Annotated in this window: 17 protein-coding genes and 1 pseudogene; 13 read left to right on the top strand and 5 right to left on the bottom strand. The window is 72.9% G+C overall.

The window, feature by feature from the left end:
* Positions 1-69: 69 nt before the first annotated feature.
* Positions 70-537, bottom strand: a complete 468-nt coding sequence (locus ACZ4E1_RS01305; protein ID WP_467534691.1) for an RDD family protein — start codon at positions 535-537, stop codon at positions 70-72.
* 190 nt (positions 538-727) lie between these two features.
* Here ACZ4E1_RS01305 and glnA point away from each other — a divergent pair, with 190 nt between their 5' ends.
* On the top strand, positions 728-2,152 hold the full coding sequence (gene glnA / locus ACZ4E1_RS01300; protein ID WP_467534689.1) for a type I glutamate--ammonia ligase: 1,425 nt from the start codon (positions 728-730) through the stop codon (positions 2,150-2,152).
* Positions 2,153-2,220: 68 nt separating this feature from the next.
* Here the strand turns inward: glnA and ACZ4E1_RS01295 are convergent, their stop codons facing one another.
* Positions 2,221-3,567 carry a DUF2252 domain-containing protein gene (locus ACZ4E1_RS01295; protein WP_467534687.1) on the bottom strand — a complete coding sequence of 449 codons (1,347 nt, stop codon included), beginning with the start codon at positions 3,565-3,567 and terminating at the stop codon, positions 2,221-2,223.
* 12 nt (positions 3,568-3,579) lie between these two features.
* Positions 3,580-4,035, bottom strand: a complete 456-nt coding sequence (locus tag ACZ4E1_RS01290) for a hypothetical protein (protein ID WP_467534685.1) — start codon at positions 4,033-4,035, stop codon at positions 3,580-3,582.
* Between the two features lie 121 nt (positions 4,036-4,156).
* On the opposite strand from ACZ4E1_RS01290, the gene ACZ4E1_RS01285 reads away from it, so the two are divergent.
* On the top strand, positions 4,157-5,344 hold the full coding sequence (locus tag ACZ4E1_RS01285; RefSeq protein ID WP_467534683.1) for a winged helix DNA-binding domain-containing protein: 1,188 nt from the start codon (positions 4,157-4,159) through the stop codon (positions 5,342-5,344).
* A 246-nt stretch (positions 5,345-5,590) separates the two neighbouring features.
* On the opposite strand, the gene ACZ4E1_RS01280 is transcribed toward ACZ4E1_RS01285, so the two are convergent.
* On the bottom strand, positions 5,591-5,869 hold the full coding sequence (locus ACZ4E1_RS01280) for a hypothetical protein (RefSeq protein WP_188339306.1): 279 nt from the start codon (positions 5,867-5,869) through the stop codon (positions 5,591-5,593).
* 124 nt (positions 5,870-5,993) lie between these two features.
* Between ACZ4E1_RS01280 and ACZ4E1_RS01275 the strand changes: the two are divergent.
* The 7 genes and pseudogenes from ACZ4E1_RS01275 to ACZ4E1_RS01245 all read left to right on the top strand — a co-directional run bounded on the left by ACZ4E1_RS01275 (position 5,994) and on the right by ACZ4E1_RS01245 (position 11,889).
* Positions 5,994-6,359: pseudogene (locus ACZ4E1_RS01275) on the top strand (arsenate reductase family protein).
* 127 nt (positions 6,360-6,486) lie between these two features.
* Positions 6,487-7,518: a glutamine synthetase gene (gene glnII / locus ACZ4E1_RS01270; RefSeq protein WP_467534680.1), complete on the top strand. Its 1,032-nt coding sequence runs from the start codon at positions 6,487-6,489 to the stop codon at positions 7,516-7,518.
* Positions 7,519-7,526: 8 nt separating this feature from the next.
* Positions 7,527-7,724 (top strand): hypothetical protein, encoded by a 198-nt coding sequence (locus tag ACZ4E1_RS01265; RefSeq protein ID WP_467534678.1) that lies wholly within the window; start codon positions 7,527-7,529, stop codon positions 7,722-7,724.
* Positions 7,725-7,823: 99 nt separating this feature from the next.
* Complete coding sequence (locus tag ACZ4E1_RS01260) at positions 7,824-8,402, top strand: winged helix-turn-helix domain-containing protein (protein ID WP_467534676.1); 579 nt, start codon at positions 7,824-7,826, stop codon at positions 8,400-8,402.
* A 127-nt stretch (positions 8,403-8,529) separates the two neighbouring features.
* Positions 8,530-9,795 (top strand): sensor histidine kinase, encoded by a 1,266-nt coding sequence (locus ACZ4E1_RS01255; protein WP_467534675.1) that lies wholly within the window; start codon positions 8,530-8,532, stop codon positions 9,793-9,795.
* Positions 9,780-10,427 (top strand): response regulator transcription factor, encoded by a 648-nt coding sequence (locus ACZ4E1_RS01250; protein ID WP_467534674.1) that lies wholly within the window; start codon positions 9,780-9,782, stop codon positions 10,425-10,427. The genes ACZ4E1_RS01255 and ACZ4E1_RS01250 overlap by 16 nt, the downstream gene beginning before the upstream one ends.
* Positions 10,428-10,539: 112 nt before the next feature.
* Positions 10,540-11,889: a DUF1996 domain-containing protein gene (locus ACZ4E1_RS01245; protein WP_467534673.1), complete on the top strand. Its 1,350-nt coding sequence runs from the start codon at positions 10,540-10,542 to the stop codon at positions 11,887-11,889.
* Positions 11,890-11,913: 24 nt separating this feature from the next.
* Here ACZ4E1_RS01245 and ACZ4E1_RS01240 read toward each other — a convergent pair whose 3' ends face one another.
* Positions 11,914-12,330 carry a hypothetical protein gene (locus ACZ4E1_RS01240; RefSeq protein ID WP_467534672.1) on the bottom strand — a complete coding sequence of 139 codons (417 nt, stop codon included), beginning with the start codon at positions 12,328-12,330 and terminating at the stop codon, positions 11,914-11,916.
* A gap of 129 nt (positions 12,331-12,459) precedes the next feature.
* Between ACZ4E1_RS01240 and ACZ4E1_RS01235 the strand changes: the two genes are divergently transcribed.
* The 4 genes from ACZ4E1_RS01235 to ACZ4E1_RS01220 all read left to right on the top strand — a co-directional run bounded on the left by ACZ4E1_RS01235 (position 12,460) and on the right by ACZ4E1_RS01220 (position 19,624).
* Positions 12,460-15,567, top strand: coding sequence for an alpha-N-acetylglucosaminidase (locus tag ACZ4E1_RS01235; protein WP_467534670.1), 3,108 nt, complete (start codon positions 12,460-12,462; stop codon positions 15,565-15,567).
* A gap of 42 nt (positions 15,568-15,609) precedes the next feature.
* Complete coding sequence (locus ACZ4E1_RS01230; protein WP_467535395.1) at positions 15,610-17,562, top strand: hypothetical protein; 1,953 nt, start codon at positions 15,610-15,612, stop codon at positions 17,560-17,562.
* 107 nt (positions 17,563-17,669) lie between these two features.
* Positions 17,670-18,551: a metal-dependent hydrolase gene (locus ACZ4E1_RS01225; protein ID WP_467534669.1), complete on the top strand. Its 882-nt coding sequence runs from the start codon at positions 17,670-17,672 to the stop codon at positions 18,549-18,551.
* Positions 18,548-19,624, top strand: a complete 1,077-nt coding sequence (locus ACZ4E1_RS01220) for a PDR/VanB family oxidoreductase (protein WP_467534668.1) — start codon at positions 18,548-18,550, stop codon at positions 19,622-19,624. The genes ACZ4E1_RS01225 and ACZ4E1_RS01220 overlap by 4 nt, the downstream gene beginning before the upstream one ends.
* Positions 19,625-19,642: the final 18 nt, after the last annotated feature.

The raw sequence follows: 19,642 nt of genomic DNA, 5'->3' as shown, positions 1-19,642 counted from the left end.
AGCCGCATGCCTTCCAGGGGCGCGGGGAACTGCGCGACCAGCCCCCACCGGGCCCGCGGACCACGACGGTCAGATACGGACCTCTACGGACTTGGCCATCCGGTCATGCAGGCCCCGGCCGTCCCGGTCCCAGACCAGCGCCGGGACCGCCAGGCACAGCAGCACGGAGCGGGCCAGGACCCGGCCGGGACCGAGGCGGCCGCCCGCCTCGGAGACGACCCGCAACCCGAACAGCCGCTTCCCGGGGGTGCAACCGATCGTCCCCACGGTGAGCACGCTGAGCACGAAGAAGATGAGCAGCGCCCAGTTGCTCGTAGCCTGGTCATAGCCGTGCGTGACCAGGCCGTATGCGATCAGCAGACACAGCGCCCAGTCCACGGCGAGCGCCCCGATACGGCGCCCTGGGCGGGCGATGGAGCCGGGTCCGTGCTCGGGCAGCCCGAGCTGCTCACCCCGGTGACCGAAGTCCGCGCCCGACTGCTCCAGGGCCTCGCGGGGCCCGGACAGCCACGATCCCATTGCTTCCCTCTTGTCCACGCATCCACGGTACTGGCAGCCCCGCGGGAGGGGTCCTCGGCCCCCGCTCCGGTTAACTTCGGCGAAACAAATGGGTCATGCTGGAGAAATCCCGTCTGCCTATGGTCGGGTCCGAGCGTCGGCCACCGCACTGGCCGGACGACCGAGCTGCAACCCCGCCCCTCCCCGGGCCGGGAGTAGGAGGAGTTGGATGTCCGAGAAGCACGGGTTCCAGAACGCCGACGAGGTCCAGAAGTTCATCAAGGACCAGGACGTCAAGATGGTCGACGTCCGGTTCTGTGACCTTCCGGGCGTGATGCAGCACTTCACGATCCCTGCGACGGCGTTCGACCCGTCCGAGGAGCTGGCCTTCGACGGTTCGTCGATCCGCGGCTTCCAGGCCATCCACGAGTCCGACATGGCGCTGCGCGCCGACCTGTCGACGGCCCGCGTGGACCCCTTCCGCCGCGACAAGACGCTCAACATCAACTTCTTCATCCACGACCCGATCACGGGCGAGCAGTACAGCCGTGACCCGCGCAACATCGCGAAGAAGGCCGAGGCGTACCTGGCCTCGACCGGGATCGCCGACACCGCGTACTTCGGCCCCGAGGCCGAGTTCTACGTGTTCGACTCGGTCCGCTTCGAGACCTCCGCGAACCAGGGCTTCTACCACATCGACTCCGAGGCCGGCGCCTGGAACACCGGCAAGGAGGAGAACAACCGCGGCTACAAGGTCCGCTACAAGGGTGGTTACTTCCCGGCCCCGCCGGTCGACCACTTCGCCGACCTGCGCTCGGAGATCTCCCTGGAGCTGGAGAACGTCGGCCTGCAGGTCGAGCGCCAGCACCACGAGGTCGGCACGGCCGGCCAGGCCGAGATCAACTACAAGTTCAACACGCTGCTGGCCGCGGCCGACGACCTGATGCTCTTCAAGTACATCGTGAAGAACGTCGCCTGGCGCAACAACAAGACCGCGACCTTCATGCCGAAGCCGATCTTCGGTGACAACGGCTCGGGCATGCACGTCCACCAGTCGCTGTGGTCGAACGGCGACCCGCTGTTCTATGACGAGCAGGGCTACGCGGGCCTGTCGGACACCGCCCGCTACTACATCGGCGGCATCCTGAAGCACGCCCCGTCGCTGCTCGCCTTCACGAACCCGACGGTGAACTCGTACCACCGCCTGGTCCCGGGCTTCGAGGCCCCGATCAACCTGGTCTACTCGCAGCGCAACCGCTCCGCGGCCATGCGCATCCCGATCACGGGCTCGAACCCGAAGGCCAAGCGCGTCGAGTTCCGCGCCCCGGACCCGTCCTCGAACCCGTACCTGGCGTTCTCGGCGCTGCTCCTCGCGGGCCTCGACGGCGTCAAGAACAAGATCGAGCCGGCCGAGCCGATCGACAAGGACCTCTACGAGCTGGCCCCCGAGGAGCACGCGGGCGTCGCCCAGGTCCCGACCAACCTCGAGGCCGTCCTGTCCGCTCTGGAGGACGACAACGAGTACCTGCAGGCCGGCGGCGTCTTCACGTCCGACCTGATCGAGACGTGGATCGACTACAAGCGCACGCAGGAGATCGCCCCGATCCAGCTGCGCCCGCACCCGCACGAGTTCGAGCTCTACTTCGACCTCTAGGCCGTACCGAGGTTCTGAGCTGACAGGCCGCCGCTTCCCTCCGGGGAGCGGCGGTCTTCGCGTTGGGGTCAGATGCCCGGGGCGGCGGTGAGGACTCCGGAGGAGATCGCGTCCTGGAGGGTGGCGTGGTCGCGGAGGGTCTGGTCGGCGTAGTGGAGGGCGAAGGCGGCCACCGCGCGGTCGAAGGTGTCGGCGCTGCCGAGGTACGCGGCGATGGCGATGCGGTCGCCGGAGCGGGCGTGGGCGCGGGAGAGGGCGATGCCGCACAGGCGGGCGTAGGCGAGCAGGTCCTCGGGGCGCATGACGCCGACGTCCGCGGAGCCCTTCATGTCGCGCAGCTGGCGCCAGTAGAAGGAGCGGCCCTGGGGGCCGGTCATCCAGCCGAGGAAGATGTCGCTCGCCGCCTGGAGGAGGCGCTGGCCGGCGACGACGCGGTGGCCGGGGTGGAGATAGGGGCCGTGGTACGGGGTGTGCTCCTCGACGACGGACCGGGTCGCCTCCTTGATCTGGAGGAAGAGCGGGTCGTCGGCGTCACGGCCCGCGAGGAGCACGATGAAGCAGCGGGTGCCGACGCTGCCGACTCCGACGACCTTGCGGGCGGCGTCCACGAACCGGTAGCGGTCCAGGAGGCGGCGCCGGTCCTCGGTGAGCGTGGAGCGGTAGTCGCCGAACATCTTGCGGATCGCGGCGGCGTCGGTGACGCCCGCCGGCTGGAGCAGCGGCGGGTCGTGGACGATGCGGCGGCGGCCGTCGGGGGTGGTCTCGGTGAGTTTGCCGAGGGCGTGGAGGCTGGTGCGGCGGGTGGCCTGGGCGAGGGTGTGCTCGACGCGGCGCCGGTCGCGGGCGGAGCGGATCAGTGGGAGCAGGTCCTGCGCGTCGATCCGCTCGTACCAGACGGCGAGTTCGCCGAGGCCCGCGAGGCGGCGCAGGTTGGTGCGGTACGCCTGGGCGGCGGCGAGGGCGGCGCGGTGGGCCTGTTTGTCCGAGTGGCCGTTGTCGCGGGCGGCGACGACGACCGAGGCGACGAGCCGTTTGACGTCCCATTCGAAGGGGCCGGGGTACGTCTCGTCGAAGTCGTTGAGGTCGAAGAGGAGGGCGCGCTCGGGGGAGGCGAAGAGGCCGAAGTTCAGCAGGTGGGCGTCGCCGCAGAGTTGGACGGTGAGGCCGGTGTGGGGTATCGCGGCGAGGTCGCCGGCCATGACGGCGGCGGCGCCGCGGTAGAAGGCGAAGGGGCTCGCGGACATCCGGCCGTAGCGGATCGGGAGCAGGTCGGGGAGGCGGTCGGCGCCCTGGCGTTCGAGGACGACGACGGGGTCGGGGCGGTCCGCGGCGGGGATCCAGGGGCCGTGCGCGGAGCGGGCGAGGTGTTTGCGGGCGCGCTTGCCCTGGGCTGCGCGTTCGGCGGGGCTGGTCATGGCCGCCGGGGGTCAGTGGCTCAGGGCGCGGTCGAGTTCGGCGGTGACGTCGCCGCCGAGGGTGCGGTGGCTGCGGGCGGTCGCCTTCTTCGACGCTCCGGCGCCGACGTCGTTCACCTGCACGGCGACGGCGTCGAGGCGGTTGCCTCCGGCGTCCCGGAAGGTGACGAGCACGAGGTACGACTTCTTGGCGTCGGCGGTGTTCTGCACGGTCACCGGGACCGTGGCGCGGCCGTCCTCCTTGGCCACGTCGCCGAGCTTCACATCCTTCTTCGCGTCGACGCCGTTCTTGAACTCGTCGACCTTCTTCTGGGCCTCGGCGGTCGCGGACGCCAGGATGCCGGCGCCCTTGGAGGCGACGTCGGAGGGACTGGTGTCGTTGTCGGAGCAGGCCGTCGCGCCGACGGCCAGGGCCGCCGCCAGCAGGGCCGCGCCCGTGGCCCGTGCCGCGCATCGTGTGCCCGTCATGCCGATCACCCACCTCTGCTCGCCCGCCCGCCGGTGCGGCTCACCCCCCAGTCAACGGTCGGACGGCGGGTACCCGCATGCCATGGGGGCCGAACAGGTGACGGGCGGGCAGGATGGCCCCATGACGACACGGCACATCGGTACCGAGGAGCGGCGGGCCCGGCTGGTGCTCGCCCATCGCCTGTCCCCCGCCGGACGGGCGGAGCGCGCCGAGGACGTCGCGCGGTCGCTCGTGGCGCTGCACGGGACGGATCCGGCGACGGTGTACCTGGCGGTCGGGGCGCGGCTCGCGGACCCGGGCGGGACGGTCGCGGACGTGGAGCGGGCGCTGTACGAGGACCGGACGCTGGTGCGGATGCACGGGATGCGGCACACGGTGTTCGTGTTCCCCACGGAGCTGGCCGCGACGGTGCACGCGTCGACCGGGCTGGCCGTCGCGGCGAAGGCGCGGGCGGGGCTGCTCAAGGACATCGCGGCCGGCAGCGACGGGCGGCTCACCCCGGTGTGGCTGGACGGGGTCGAGTCATCGGCGCTGGCGGCGCTCGCGCGGCGCGGGCAGGCGACGGTGAACGAGCTCTGCGAGGACGAGCCGCGCCTGAGGGAGCAGTTCACGTACGGCCGCGGCAAGAGCTACGAGGCGCTGCAGACCGTGTCGTCGCGGCTGATGCGGGTGCTCGGGGTCGAGGGGCGGGTCGTGCGGGGGCGGCCGCTCGGGTCCTGGACGTCGTCGCAGTTCCGCTGGGAGGTGGCGCCGCCGCATCCGGAGCTGCCGGTCGACGAGGCGCAGGCGGAGTTGCTGGGGCGCTGGCTGGCGGTGTGCGGGCCGGCGACCGAGGCGGACCTCAAGTGGTGGACGGGGTGGAAGGTGACCGAGGTGCGGCGGGCGCTGGCCGCCGTGGGGGCGGTGCGCGTGTCCCTGGACGGGGGCGGGGCCGGGTTCGTGCTTCCGGACGCGGTGGAGGGGCCGGCGGAGGTCGCGCCCTGCGCCGCGTTCCTGCCGGCGCTCGACCCTACGGCCATGGGGTGGCAGGAGCGGGAGTGGTACTGCCCGGACGAGGTGCGGGGGGCCTTGTTCGACCGGAGCGGGAACATCGGGCCGACCGTGTGGTGGGGCGGGCGGATCGTGGGGGGTTGGGGGCAGCGGGACGGGGGTGAGGTGGTGTGGCGGTTGCTGGACGACTTCGGGGGGCGGGAGGTGAGGGAGGCTGTCGCCTCGGAGGCGGGGCGGCTCGGGTCCTGGTTGGGCGGGGTCCGGGTGACCCCGCGGTTTCGCACGCCGTTGGAGCGGGAGCTGGGGGCGGCGCCCTAGGGGGTGGCGGGTTCTGCGTCTCGGGCGGCTGCGGCCCGGTGGGGCTTCTCGCGCAGTTCCCCGCGCCCCTGAAAAGCAGACGCTTCGCGTCGCATTTCCCCGATGCGCAAGCGCCCGATGAGATCGCGCACGAAGTGCGCATCTCAGGGGCGCGGGGAACTGCGCGACCAGCCCCCACCGGAGCCGCACCCGACAACGAAGAACCGGCGCCGAGTAGGAACTCGGCGCCGGTCAGCGAGGCACGGATCAGCGGGCGTAGCGCATCAGCGTGCGGACCATGTGACAGGTCGTGTCGGACGGCGGCCGGATCCCGATGAGCTCGGCCGTCGCCCGGATCCTCCGGTTGTGGGCGTTCTGCGGAAGGTAGATGCCCGAGTCCAGCAGGGCGATCGCCAGACGCATGGCCTTGAGGCGGCGGTTGTGGGTGATGTACCAGTCACGAGGGCGCCCCGCGGGGAGCGGCCTCTTGGCGAGCGGTGCGTACGGCAGATCGAACAGCGGTGCGGCAGTGGCGGTCACAGGCATCCTCCTGTCGCGCAGTCGAGAGCCCCCGAAGCTCTCGAACACTGCTTCTATTCTACTGCCGACCACTGACAATAGCCGCTGGCCAGACGGCATTTGAGGACCGATTCGAAGCTAGGGTGGAGCCATGGAGATCTGGATCAACCCGGCCTGCTCGAAGTGCCGCAGCGCACTCACCCTGCTCGACGCGGAGGGCGCCGACTACACCGTCCGCCGCTACCTGGAGGACGTCCCCACGCCCGACGAGATCCGCGCCGTCCTGGACCGGCTCGGTCTGGAGCCCTGGGACATCACCCGCACCGGTGAGGCCGACGCCAAGGAGCTTGGGCTCAAGGACTGACCGAAGGAGGCCGGCAGCCGGGACCGCTGGATCGAGGCCCTCGCCGCGCACCCCAAGCTCATCCAGCGCCCGATCATCACCGCCGAGGACGGCACCGCCGTGGTGGCCCGCAGCGAGGAGGCCGTACGGGACGCCCTGAGCCGCGAGAAGTAGGCGCGCGGGAGACACCCGGAGGGCACGGCGTCGGTAACACGGGGTTCACAAACGGGCAACGGCCGGGAAATCGCCTGTTGACAGGCTGCGCAGCAGCAAGCGACCTGCTCCTCGAGGAAGTGGCCCCGTGACGTTCAAGGCTGAGTACATCTGGATCGACGGCACCGAGCCGACGGCCAAGCTTCGTTCCAAGACGAAGGTCATGGCCGGTACGCCGGGCGGTCTGGACACGCTGCCGCTGTGGGGCTTCGACGGTTCCTCGACGAACCAGGCCGAGGGCCACGCCTCCGACCTCGTGCTCAAGCCCGTCGCCGTGTACCCGGACCCGATACGCGGCGGCGACGACGTCCTCGTCATGTGCGAGGTCCTGAACATCGACATGACGCCGCACGCCTCCAACACGCGTGCCGCGCTCGCCGAGATCGAGGGGCGCTTCGGCGCGCAGGAGCCGATCTTCGGCATCGAGCAGGAGTACACCTTCTTCGAGGGCGACCGCCCGCTCGGCTTCCCCGTCGGCGGCTTCCCGGCCGCGCAGGGCGGCTACTACTGCGGCGTCGGCACCGACGAGATCCACGGCCGTGACGTCGTCGAGGCCCACCTGGAGAACTGCCTGAAGGCCGGTCTCGGGATCTCCGGCATCAACGCCGAGGTCATGCCCGGCCAGTGGGAGTTCCAGGTCGGCCCGCTCGCCCCGCTGGAGGTCTCCGACCAGCTGTGGGTGGCCCGTTGGCTGCTGTACCGCACCGCCGAGGACTTCAACGTCTCCGCGACCCTCGACCCGAAGCCGGTCAAGGGCGACTGGAACGGCGCGGGCGCGCACACCAACTTCTCCACCAAGGCGATGCGCGAGGGCTACGACGCGATCATCACCGCCTGCGAGTCCCTCGGCGAGGGCTCCAAGCCGATGGACCACGTCAAGCACTACGGCGCCGGCATCGACGACCGTCTGACCGGCCTGCACGAGACCGCCCCGTGGAACGAGTACTCGTACGGCGTCTCGAACCGCGGTGCCTCCGTGCGCATCCCGTGGCAGGTCGAGCGGGACGGCAAGGGCTACATCGAGGACCGCCGCCCGAACGCCAACGTCGACCCGTACGTCGTGACCCGGCTCCTCGTCGACACCTGCTGCACCGCCCTGGAGAAGGCCGGCCAGGTCTGATTCCGGCCATGAGCAGCACCTGGGCGCCCGCTTCGATTGCGGGCGCCCTCTTGTTCCCGTACTCCATCTGCTTCAATAAGGGCATGGCCGACTTCCAGAACACCCGCGCGCAAGGTCGTCACGACCTTGAGCCGTTCTGGCCTTCCCGCCAGCACCACGACTTCGACCGTGTGTGTTGCCGCGCGACGAACGCGCAGGCCCTCTAACGCCGTTCCCCGTCCCGCACGGGTCGCACGGCCTTCGGTCCGCGCGCATGACGTACGTCCTCTCCCAGACGGCCTCTCGCGCGAAAGAGTTGACCTTCCATGGCACACGCCCGCCCGCTCTCCGTTGCCCACTCCCCCGCTCCCGCCCGCCACCGGCTGCGCGCCGTCGAACGGGACGAGGTGGCCCCGCCCGGCCCGCAGCTCGACGTCTCCGCGTTCCTGCCGCCGGGCGCCACGCTGCTGCCGGCCCCGCCGCACACGCTGCCCGCGCTGCCGGGCCGGCCGCCGATGATCGGTTACCTGGTGCTCGTCCCGGCCGACCAGCAGAGCCTGCTGACCGCGCCCCCGGCCGAGGAGCCCGCTCCGCCGACCGCCCTCTCCGGTGACACGCTCATCACCATCGACGCCGGGGAGCGCACGGCCGCCGTCGACGGGCGCCCGCTCGATCTGACCTACCTGGAGTTCGAGCTGCTCGCCCACCTCGTCGCGCATCCGCACCGGGTGCACACCCGCGACCAGCTCGTCACCACCGTGTGGGGCTACGGGCACGTCGGTGACGGCCGCACCGTGGACGTCCACGTGGCCCGGCTGCGCCGCAAGCTGGGCGCCGAGCACCGCCGGACGATCCAGACGGTGCGCCGCGTCGGCTACAAGTACGCGCCGCCCGCCGGCCGCTGACCCGCACGGACCGGCCCGGGGGTGTACCCAGTGACACCCCCGGGCCGGGTGCCGTTCCCCCTGACGCGGCGGCTCCCGGCCCGCGACACTGTGGGGGAACGGTCGGGCCGGTGGACGGAGCAGCGGGATGGGTACGAGGGCGCGGAGCGCCGTGGTGGCGGGACTGCGGGCGTTCGCCCTGGCCGCGGTCGGGTTCGCCGGGTCGGTCACCCTGTTCGTCCTGACCGTCCTGTCGCTGGCCTTCGTCCTGCTCGGCGTCGGCGCGCTGACCACTCCCTGGGTCCTGGACCTCGTCCGGCACTGGGCGAACTGGCGGCGGGCCGTCGCCGCCGAGTGGTGCGGGGTGCGGATCCCGGCGGCGTACCGGCCGTTTCCGGCCGATCTGCCCGGCGGAGTCCTCGGACAGCTCACGCGCTGCCGGCTGATGCTCGCGGACCCGGCGACCTGGCGGGACCTGCGCTGGCTGCCCGTCGACATGACCGCCGGATTCGTGACGGCGCTGCTGCCCGCCGCGCTCGTCCTCTATCCCGTCGAGGGGTACGCGCTCGCGGCCGGGCTGTGGCGGGTCTTCACCGACGGCACGCACATCGGCTGGTGGTACGCGTTCGTGCCGATCTCCGGGCAGGGCACCGCGCTGCTCGCCGCGGTCCTCGCCACAGTGTTCCTCGGTGTCGCGCTCTTCGTGGCGCCGACGCTGCTCAAGGCGCACTTCCAGCTGGCCCGGGCCGTGCTCGCGCCCGCCGACGGTGAACTCGCCGAGCGGGTCCGGGTGTTGACCGACACCCGCAAGGACGCGGTGGACACGTCGGCGGCCGAACTGCGGCGCATCGAGCGGGATCTGCACGACGGGGCGCAGGCCCGGCTCGTCGCGATGGGCATGGACCTCGGCACGATCGAGGCGCTCATCGAGAAGGATCCCGAGAGGGCGAAGGAGATGGTGGCGCGGGCCCGCCGGTCCTCCGCCGACGCGCTCACCGAACTGCGGGACCTGGTGCGCGGCATCCACCCGCCGGTGCTGGCCGAGCGCGGCCTCGGCGACGCCGTACGGGCCCTCGCGCTGCGCCTCCCGGTGACGACGGAGGTGGGGGTCGAGACGGCGGGCCGGGCGGACGCTCCGGTCGAGTCGGCGGCCTACTTCGCGGTCAGCGAGGCGCTGGCGAACGTGGTCAAGCACGCGGGCGCGGACCGGGTCTGGGTCGACATCCGACACGAGGACGGCCGGCTGCGGATCGCGGTCACCGACGACGGCAAGGGCGGTGCGGCGGTGGCGGCGGGCGGCGGACTGGCCGGGATCGAGCGCCGGCTCGGTACATTCGACGGTGTCCTCGCCGTCAGCTCCCCCGCGGGCGGTCCGACCATGGTGACCATGGAGATCCCTTGCGTGTTGTCCTAGCCGAAGACCTGTTCCTGCTGCGGGACGGCCTGGTGCGGATGCTGGAGGCGTTCGGCTTCGAGATCGCGGCCGCCGTCGAGAGCGGGCCCGAACTCAGCAAGGCGCTGGCCGAGTTGGAGCCCGACGTCGCCGTCGTCGACGTACGGCTGCCGCCCTCGCACACGGACGAGGGCCTGCAGTGCGCGCTCGCGGCGCGCCGGGCGCGGCCCGGGCTGCCGGTCCTGGTGCTCTCGCAGCATGTGGAGCAGTTGTACGCGCGTGAGCTCCTTGCGGACGGGAACGGCGGGGTCGGCTATCTGCTGAAGGACCGGGTGTTCGACGCGGAGCAGTTCGTCGACGCGGTGCGCCGGGTGGCGGCGGGCGGCACGGCGATGGACCCGACGGTGATCCAGCAGCTCCTGGCGCGGCGGGGCGTGGAGGAGCCGCTCGGCGGGCTGACCCCGCGCGAGCTGGAGGTCCTGGAGCTGATGGCGCAGGGCCGGTCGAACGCGGCGATCGCGGGGCAGCTCGTGGTCACCGAGCGCGCCATCGCCAAGCACACCTCCAACATCTTCCTCAAGCTCGGCCTGCCCGTGTCCGACGACGACAACCGGCGGGTGCTGGCCGTGCTCCGGTATCTCGACAGCCGCTGAACACCCTTGGGTTCGCCGCCAGTTGAACGCAGCGGCCCCTTCTCGCGTACGTAGTCCCATGGGACGCACCTCAAGGACCTCAAGGAAAAGGCGCTCTTCGCTGGCGACGCGCATGACCGTCGCGTCGGCCGCGCTGCTCCTGGGCGGGGGTGGGCTGGCCGCGGTCAACGTGTACGCGTCGGCCCATGAAGAGGACCCGCAGGAGACGGAGCAGGTGGGCCAGGTGGTGGCCACGATCGACTGTCCGGACGTCGGGACCGCGCTGCCGGACGTGCCGGAGGCGGCGCGCGGCGAGGTCGACGGTGAACTCGCCGCGCTCGACCGGCAGATCACCGAGGCCTATCAACGGCTCGCGGACAACCAGGACGCGGCGGCGCGGGACCCGCGGTTCGTGGACAACAGCATTCTGGGCCCGCTCAAGGACCAGCGCACCGCCGTCCTCGGCCGGATCGCCGAGGACATCCGGCGGGAAGGCGGGCAGCCGCCGGACGGGCTGGACGCGATGGCCGCGTGCACGGGGCGGGCGTCCGACGCGCCTGCGCCCTCCGCGAGCCCGGGGCCGCCGGGCGGGGGCAACGGGCCCGAGGCGAGCGACTTCGTCGACATCGAGTCCGTGCAGCCGAACGTGCAGACTGCGCGCAACCGCCGCGGCGCCTCCCGCGGCAGCTTCACCACGAAGTGCGGGCGCAACGAGAACGGCAAGTTCAACCCGGACAACGTGATCGTCGCGCCCGGCGTGAGCAACGGCGCCCACCACATGCACGACTACGTCGGCAACCAGGCCACCGACGCGTTCTCGAACGACGATGCCCTCGCGGCCGGTGACACCAGCTGCCGCAATCAGGGCGACCGGTCGACGTACTACTGGCCGGTGCTGCGGCTGCAGAACGGCGAGGACGAGAACGACGCGGGCGCGGACGGCGGCGGCAAGGACCAGAACGTGGGCGAGATCCAGACGCCCGCCTCGGTGACGCTGAGGTTCGACGGGAGTCCGGTCTCCAAGGTCGTGCCGATGCCGCGCTTCCTGCGGATCATCACCGGCGACGCGAAGGCCTTCACCAACGGCGACGCGAACGCCAACGCGTCGTGGAGCTGCACCGGCTTCGAGGACCGGCAGCTGAAGGACAAGTACCCGATCTGCCCGGACGGTTCGCGGGTCGTGCGCACCTTCCGCTTCCAGAGCTGCTGGGACGGGGTGAACGCGGACAGCGCCAACCACCGTACGCACGTGGCGTTCGAGGACCCGCGCACCGGCGCCTGCCCCGAGGGGTTCAAGGCGATCCCGCAGCTCGTGCAGCGGATCGTGTACGACGTGCCGCCGGGGCCCGGCTTCGCGGTCGACTCGTTCCCCGAGCAGCTGCACAAGCCGGTGACCGACCACGGCGACTTCATCAACGTGTTCGACGAGCGGCTGATGCGGCGGGTGGCCGCCTGCATCAACCGGGGCGACCGCTGCCGGTGACGCAGCATCGTCGGTGACGCCCTGTCAGGGGTGGCCGTGGTGCGCGGAGGAGCGCTCCACGGCCCCGCCGAGCCGGTCCCGCAGCGCGGTCACGACCCGCTCGGGGCCGGCCGCGACCCAGCGGCGGCCGACGAGATAGGTGCCGCCGTAGTCGTCGGCGGCGTCCAGCCACTCGGCGCGGCCTCGGTCGGTGGCGAAGGTGGCCAGGACGTAACGCGCCTTTCCCGTACCGCAGTTCGCCTGGCGCAGGTCCGCCGCGTCGGTCTGCACGTCGGGGGTGCAGCCGGCGCGGCGGGCGAGCTGTTCGAGGGTGCCGGTCGCCGTGCGGGGCACCGGCGGCCGGTCCCGCTCCCCCGCCGTGCATCCGGCGACGGCGAGCGCCCCGGCGACCGCGATCCCCACCAGCCGCTTCCCGGACCCGAACCCTGTCCTGAACCCCATCCCGCACTCCTGTCCCGTGACTCCCGCGGCTGCGACACGTTCCCGCCGACTCCGCGCACACCGTTGAGCACCCGCGTGCCGCCGGTTAACGTGCGCCGCACCATCCGCGAAGCAGGGGGGTTTCCACGCATGTCCGCACCGACGCGACGCACGGTTCTCGGCACGGCGGGTGCCATCGGGCTCGGCACGGCCCTGGGAGGTCTGGCCGTACCGGCGCCCGCACACGCCGCTCCGGCGCTTGATACGGACGCGGCGCGCGCCGCGCTCAACCGTCGGCTGCCGCATCACGCGGACCAGTTCCGGCTGAGACTGACGCCCGGTCAGGGCGACGGCGACCGGTTCCGGGTCTCCGGGGAGGCCGGCCGCATCGAGGTGGAGGGGACGACCCCGGCCGTACTCCTGGCCGGGGTCCACTGGTATCTGAAGTACACGTGCGGGGCGCACATCGCGTGGAACGGCGACCAGCTGGACCTGCCGGACCGGCTGCCCGCGCCGGACCGGCCGCTGGAGCGGTCGACGGCGCTCCCCCACCGGTTCGCGCTCAACGACACGAACGACGGCTACACCGCGCCGTTCGCCGGGTGGGCGTACTGGGAGCGGATGATCGACGTCCTGGCGCTGCACGGCTGCAACGAGGTGCTGGTCGTCGCGGGCATGGAGGCCGTCTACCACCGGCTCCTGAAGGACTTCGGGTACAGCGACGCGGAGGCGCGGGCCTGGCTGCCGGCGCCCTCGCACCAGCCGTGGTGGCTGTTGCAGAACCTGTCCGGGTACGGCGGCCCGCTCTCGCCGGAGCTGATCGCGGACCGCGCCGCGCTGGGCCGCAGGATCGCCGACCGGCTGCGCGAGCTGGGGATGCGGCCGGTCCTGCCGGGCTACTACGGGCACGTGCCGAAGGGGTTCGTCGAACGGAACGGCGGCGACGCGCACGTGGTGCCGCAGGGCGTGTGGCACGGCTTCGAGCGCCCGGACTGGCTGGATCCGCGCACGGACGCGTTCACGCGGGTCGCCGGGTCCTTCTACGGGCACCAGCAGGACGTGTTCGGCGCGGTCGACGCGTTCAAGATGGACCTGCTGCACGAGGGCGGCACCGCCGGTGACGTACCGGTGGGGGACGCGGCGCGGGGCGTCGAGCGGGCGTTGCAGCGGAACCGGCCGGGGGCCGTCTGGGTGATCCTCGGCTGGGAGGCGAATCCGCTGCCCGCGCTCCTGGACGCCGTGGACAAGCGGCGGATGCTGATCGTCGACGGGGTCTCGGACCGGTTCACGTCGGTGACGGACCGGGAGGAGGACTGGGGCGGCACCCCGTACACGTTCGGCACGATCCCCAACTTCGGCGGCCGTACGACGATCGGGGCTCGCGCGCACATCTGGAACGAGAAGTTCTTCGCCTGGCGCGACAAGCCGGGCAGCGCGCTCACGGGCACCGCGTACATGCCGGAGGGCACGGACCGCGACCCGGCCGCGTTCGAGCTGTGGTCCGAACTGGCGTGGGCCGAGGGCCCGTTGGACCTGCCGGCCTGGTTCGACGGGTACGCGGGCTTCCGGTACGGGAAGGACGACAAGGACGCCCGCGCCGCGTGGCGGGCGCTCCAGGAGACGGCGTACCGGCACACGGCGCGCGAGCGGTCCGACCCGCACGACTCGCTGTTCGCGGCGCGCCCGGACCTGGCGGCGGACAGTGCCGCCTACTACGCGCCGAACGCCCTCTCCTACGATCCGGCCCGCTTCGACGCGGCGCTCGCCGGGCTCCTGGGCGTGGCGGGGAGCCTGCGGGGCAGCGCCGCCTACCGCTACGACCTGGTGGACGTGGCCCGGCAGGCGCTCGCGCACCGCAGCCGCCAGTTGCTGCCGCAGCTGAAGGCGGCGTACGGGGCGAAGGACGCGGCCACGTTCAAGGCGCTGTCGACGCTGTGGCTGAAGCTGATGCGGCTCTCGGACGACGTGACGGGCACCGATCCGGCGTTCCTGCTGGGCCCGTGGATCCAGGACGCGCGCACGATGGCGACGAGCGAGGCGGAGCGGGCCGAGTTCGAGCGCTGCGCGAAGGTGTTGATCACGGTGTGGGGCGACCGGGCCACCTCGGACCCGGGGCATCTGCACGAGTACGCGAACCGCGAATGGCAGGGTCTGACGGCCGACTTCTATCTGCCGCGCTGGCAGAAGTGGCTGGACACGCTCCAGGACGCGCTGGCGCGCGGCGAGGACCCGGCGGCCGTCGACTGGTTCGCGTTCGAGGAGCCGTGGACGCGGGAGCGCAAGGACTATCCGCTGCGGCCGTACGGGGACGCGTACAAGACGGCCGACCGGGTGCGGGACGTGCTGGCTCGGGCCCCCTACCAGGGGACGCTGAAGGTGTCGGCGGATCCCGCCGCGTTCCCGCCGGGCGGGCACGCGCGCGTGGCGGCCACGTTCCGCAACGTCAACGGGCTGCGGGCGACGGACCGTGTCGACTTCACCCTGGCGGGTCTCGACGCCGAGCCGGAGGGCGCCACGTCCCTGGAGCGGGTGGAGCCGGCGGGCGAGGGCACGGTGGCGTGGCGGGCGAGCGCACCGGGCACCCCGCTGGACCGGCCGCTGCGCCCGCTGCCCTACACGATCGACGTGGAGTACGGGCCGCTGGGCGAGGACCGGGTCACGCACGTGCACCGGGGCACCCTCTTCGAGGCGGGGCCGCTGGACGCGGGCTGGCGGACGTACTCCGACAATGCGGCGGTGTTCGGGCAGTTGGGCCACCGGTTCGCGATCGACGGCGGCGGCGCGGACCTGTGGAAGGGCACGGCGGAGTTCGGGACGGCGTACCGCGCGGCGGCGTTCACGGAGGGCTCGGCGGTCGAACTGCGGGTGGACGCGCAGGCGTCGACCGGCGCCTGGGCGCGGTCCGGGATCGTCGTGCGCAACTCCCTCGCCACGCCCGGCGCTCCGGGCTTCCTGAACCTGTCGGTGACCCCGTCCAACGGCGTCGTGCTGTCCTACGACTCCAACGGCGACGGGACGCTGGACACGTACAAGCGGATCACCGGGATCAAGGCGCCGGTGCTGCTGCGGCTGTCCCGGGCGGGCGGCTCGTACACCGGGGCGTGCTCGACGGACGGCGGGGCGACCTGGCGGACGGTGGCGACGGTGCCGGTGCCGGGTGCGGCGGCGGTGCAGGACGTGGGCCTGTTCATGAGCGCGACGAACGGGGGCAACGGGACGCGCGGCACCGTGGAGTTCAGCGGCTGGCGGTTGACGTAGATCACGTCGCGGAAACTGTGACCATCGCACGAGTCACTCGTTCTGCTGAACGTGCAGTCGCAGACGTCGCAGTCCAAGGTGCAGTCCCCGGCTCCGCCCCCGGGCGCGGCCTCCGTCGTCGATGTCGAGCAGGCCGAGGCCTGCCTCGTCGAGCACTATCCGCGGCTCGTGCGGCTCGCGTATCTGGTGCTGCCGCCGACGCTCGGCCGCAACCGCCGGGTGCTCACGGCCCACGCGGTGACGCAGCGCGCCCTGCCGCGGGGCCGGACGGGGACGGCGCCCCCGGCGATCCCGGCGCAGCGCGGCGGCGCCCGGCGCGCCGCCGATCCCGCGTACGCGTACGTACGAGCGCGGGTGCTGCGGGCCGCGCTGGACGCGGGACGGCCTCTGCTGCGGGCGGCGTGGCCGCGCCGGGCCCAACTGCCGCCGCTGCTCCCGCAGGTGTGGGGCCTGCGGCTGTTCCCGAAGTCGGGCGGCGCCGACGAACTCGCCCTGGACCAGCGGCTGTCGGCACTGACCGGCGCGGCCCGGGCCGCGTACGTGCTGCACGGTCTGGAGCGGCTCGACGACGCGGCCGTGCGGTCCGTGCTCGCGGCGGCGGGCTGTGCCGAGGAGGAGGTGACGGGCGCGCTCGCCGAGGCCGGCGGGCTGCGCGCGGAGGACGGCGCGGGCGCGGCAGCGCTGCTCGCGTCCCCCGAGTTCGACCCGTGCTCGCTGCACGCGCGGCCCCCGGACCTGATGCGGCGGCGCCAGCACGTGAAGGCAGTGGTCGCGGGGCTCGCGGCGGTCCTGGTGTGCGGGGCGCTGCTCGGGCTGCCGGGCGACAGCTGGGGTCCCGAGGGGGCGGCGGCGCCCTCGTACGCGCGCAATCCGGCGGCGCAGGCGGCGCTCGACCCGGGGAAGCTGACGCGGGTCGCGGCGACGGCGTGGCGGGGCTCGGCGCGGACGGACTTCTCGGTGTGGCCGGCGCGCGGCTCGCTGACCGGGGACCGGGAGCTGCTGCGCCGGGCGCTCGCGGTGTGGGCGCGGCCGGGCGGCACGGTCCAGGTGTCGGCGACGCCCGGCACCCCGGCGGGTGCGCCGCCCGGTCCGCCGCAGTTGCTGTACGCGGGGTCGGTGGACGGGGCGCGGGTCGTGCTGTTCCACGACGGGCTGCGCCTGGTGCGGTACGCGGAGCCGGAGCACGGGACGAGCGGCGCCGCGCTCGACTTCGCGCGGGTGGACGGGGCGTCGGGCCCGGAGTCGGGCGCGGTGATCGTCGACCGCACCGACGGCAACGTCCGCTATCTGACGGCCCCCTGGGTGACCGGCGCGGCCGTGCGCGACCTGCTCGCGCCGGACGCGGCGCCGCGCCGTCTGGCCCGGACGAAGGACGGGGTCACGGCCCCGTTCCCGAGCCCGGCCGTGTCGGCGTCCTGCACGGGGTGGAACGCGCTGGCGCTCACCGACGCCGACGGCACCCGGCTCGCCACCGACCTCGGCGAGCTGGTGCCCGCGCATCTGACGGCGGGGCGTCCGGACGCGCCGCGCGAGTCCCGGCCCGGCGACTGGTCGGCGACGGCCTGTTCGCTCGCCGCGGCCCGCTCGCACGGGGTCCGCTCCGTCAACGCGTGGGCGTACGCGCGTCAGCCGCTGCCCGAGGCGGGCGGCGAGGCCCGCTGGGTGTGCACCCGGGCGGAGACCTGGCGGGGCGGCGGTCCGCGCACCCTGGCGCTGTTCCGGGCGCCGGGGGTGGCGGGGGCGGTGGTGGCGGCCCGCTCGCAGAACGCCCCGGCGTGCGGCGGGCGGGACCCGCGGGTGCTGGCCGGGGTGCGCTGGAAGTCGCGGGCCGGCACCTGGTACCTGGTCGCGGCGGGCAGTCCCGGTGTGGGCTCGGTGACGGCGGCGGGCACGACGGGCAGCGGCCCGACGCTGGCGGTGCGGGTGGCGCGGGGCACGAAGGCGAGCCTGTCGGCGCGGACGCGGGACGGGGTACGGATCGACCCGCTGGGCTGATCCGCCCACACGGCGTCGGCGGCCGTGTGACACCTTGCTGACGATCACGTAAAGAAAGTCGGTTCCGGGGGCTGTCCAGGGGCTCTACCGCTCAGTACATTGACGTCATGTCTAATAAGCGCGTCACGCTGAAGGCACGCCAGGTGTCCTTCGCCTGGGACAAGACTCCCCTGCACTGGCTGCCCGACGACCCGTTCACCACGCACACCATCAATGTGCTGCATCTCCTGCTGCCCGCGGGTGAACGGTGGTTCGTGCACGTGTACAAGCAGGTGCTGCCCTTCATCCGTGACGACCGGCTCCGCGAGGACGTCATCGGCTTCATCGGCCAGGAGGCCATGCACGCGCAGGCCCACGACGAGGTGCTGCCGCACCTGCGCGACCTGGGCCTGGACCCGACGCCGTACACCGCGCAGGTGGACTGGTTCTTCGAGAAGCTGCTCGCCGACCGGACGCTGCCCCCGGGCAAGGCCCGCCAGTGGTGGCTGATGGAGCGGGTCGCGCTGATCGCGGCGATCGAGCACTACACCGCGTTCCTCGGCAACTGGGTGCTGAACGCGGACGAGCTGGACCGGCGCGGGGCCGACCCGACGATGCTGGACCTGCTGCGCTGGCACGGCGCCGAGGAGGTCGAGCACCGCTCGGTGGCCTTCGAGCTGTTCATGCACCTCGACGGCAGCTACCGACGCCGGGCCCGCACCTGGGCCACCGCGTTCGCCGCCCTGATGTTCCTGTGGCAGCGCGGCGCGCGCTTCTTCATGGAGAACGACCCGACGCTCCTGGACGGCAAGGCCTCGTTCAAGGACTTCTACCGCGGCGGCAAGAAGGGCGTGCTGCCCTCGACGCCCGACATGCTGCGGTCCATCCCGCGCTACCTGAGCCGCGACTACCACCCCGAGCAGGAAGGTGACACGGACCAGGCCGTCGCCTACCTCGCCTCCTCGCCCGCCGCCCGCGCCGCCGAGGCCCGCGAAGGAGCCGCCCGATGAAGGCCCGCACGCTGCGCAAGGCCGTCCTCGTCGCGGGCGCCGCGCTCGTCGTGCGGCGCGCCCTGCGGCGCCGCATCAAGGACTCCCCGCTGTGGCCGCTGCCGGCCCTGGAGGAGCCGACCTCCGGGCGCCCGCGCGCCCGTGCGCTGCGGCTGCTCGTCGCCGGGCACGAGCAGGTGGCCGACGGCGTCGTCCAGGTCCGCCTGGAGGGCCGGGACCTGCCCGCGTGGCAGCCCGGCGCCCACCTCGACCTGATCCTGCCGTCCGGACTGGTCCGCCAGTACTCGCTGTGCGGCGACCCCGAGGACACCTCCTCGTACACCGTCGCGACGCGGCTGATCCCGGCCGAGGAGGGCGGTCGGGGCGGCTCGCGCGAGGTGCACGAACAGCTCGCCGAGGGCGCCGAGATCGAGATCCGCGGCCCGCGCAACCGCTTCCCGCTGGACACCGCGGCGCCCGCGTACCTGTTCGTCGCGGGCGGCATCGGCATCACGCCGGTCCTGCCGATGCTGCGCGCCGTCGAGGCCCGCGGCGCCGAGTGGCGGCTGCTCTACGCGGGCCGGACCCGGGCCTCCATGCCGTTCCTGGAGGACCTGCTCAAGCTCGACGGGCAGCGGGGGCGGGTCACCGTCGTCGCCGAGGACGAGGGCGGGCGGCCCGACCTGGCAGCCGCGCTCGGGGCGACCGCGCCGGGCACCGCCGTGTACTGCTGCGGCCCCGAAGGTCTGATGACGGCGGTCGAGGACCTGCTGCCCGAGGGCCGCGCACTCCACCTCGAACGCTTCGCCCCGCGCAATTCGGCCGAGGGGAACGGGCCGTTCGAGGTCGAGCTGCGGCGCAGCGGCAAGGTCGTCCAGGTGGCGGCGGACACCACGGTGCTCGCGGCGCTGCGCCCCGAGGTGCCGGGGCTGGCCTACTCGTGCGAGCAGGGGTTCTGCGGGACCTGCCAACAGCGGGTGGTCGAGGGCGAGATCGACCACCGCGACGAGCTGCTCACGGACGCGGAGCGCGACGACGCGATGCTGATCTGTGTCTCCCGCTGCCGCGGCGAACGCCTCGTTCTCGATCTCTGAGGCGTGTGATCTCCACGG

It is taken from the genome of Streptomyces sp. NPDC025806 (genome assembly GCF_055558275.1).
The sequence above is the reverse complement of the archived record's forward strand: the minus strand, read 5'-3'. Positions and strand labels throughout refer to the sequence as shown.

Bases quoted from the DNA above. Each gene is read 5' to 3' on its own strand.
- ACZ4E1_RS01295 (WP_467534687.1), bottom strand. From the start codon at position 3,567: ATGACCAGCCCCGCCGAACGCGCAGCCCAGGGCAAGCGCGCCCGCAAA.
- ACZ4E1_RS01240 (WP_467534672.1), bottom strand. From the start codon at position 12,330: ATGGGGTTCAGGACAGGGTTCGGGTCCGGGAAGCGGCTGGTGGGGATC.
- ACZ4E1_RS01235 (WP_467534670.1), top strand. From the start codon at position 12,460: ATGTCCGCACCGACGCGACGCACGGTTCTCGGCACGGCGGGTGCCATC.
- ACZ4E1_RS01225 (WP_467534669.1), top strand. From the start codon at position 17,670: ATGTCTAATAAGCGCGTCACGCTGAAGGCACGCCAGGTGTCCTTCGCC.
- ACZ4E1_RS01220 (WP_467534668.1), top strand. From the start codon at position 18,548: ATGAAGGCCCGCACGCTGCGCAAGGCCGTCCTCGTCGCGGGCGCCGCG.
- glnA (WP_467534689.1), top strand. From the start codon at position 728: ATGTCCGAGAAGCACGGGTTCCAGAACGCCGACGAGGTCCAGAAGTTC.
- ACZ4E1_RS01245 (WP_467534673.1), top strand. From the start codon at position 10,540: ATGACCGTCGCGTCGGCCGCGCTGCTCCTGGGCGGGGGTGGGCTGGCC.
- ACZ4E1_RS01290 (WP_467534685.1), bottom strand. From the start codon at position 4,035: ATGACGGGCACACGATGCGCGGCACGGGCCACGGGCGCGGCCCTGCTG.
- ACZ4E1_RS01285 (WP_467534683.1), top strand. From the start codon at position 4,157: ATGACGACACGGCACATCGGTACCGAGGAGCGGCGGGCCCGGCTGGTG.
- ACZ4E1_RS01265 (WP_467534678.1), top strand. From the start codon at position 7,527: ATGAGCAGCACCTGGGCGCCCGCTTCGATTGCGGGCGCCCTCTTGTTC.
- ACZ4E1_RS01280 (WP_188339306.1), bottom strand. From the start codon at position 5,869: ATGCCTGTGACCGCCACTGCCGCACCGCTGTTCGATCTGCCGTACGCA.
- ACZ4E1_RS01260 (WP_467534676.1), top strand. From the start codon at position 7,824: ATGGCACACGCCCGCCCGCTCTCCGTTGCCCACTCCCCCGCTCCCGCC.
- ACZ4E1_RS01255 (WP_467534675.1), top strand. From the start codon at position 8,530: ATGGGTACGAGGGCGCGGAGCGCCGTGGTGGCGGGACTGCGGGCGTTC.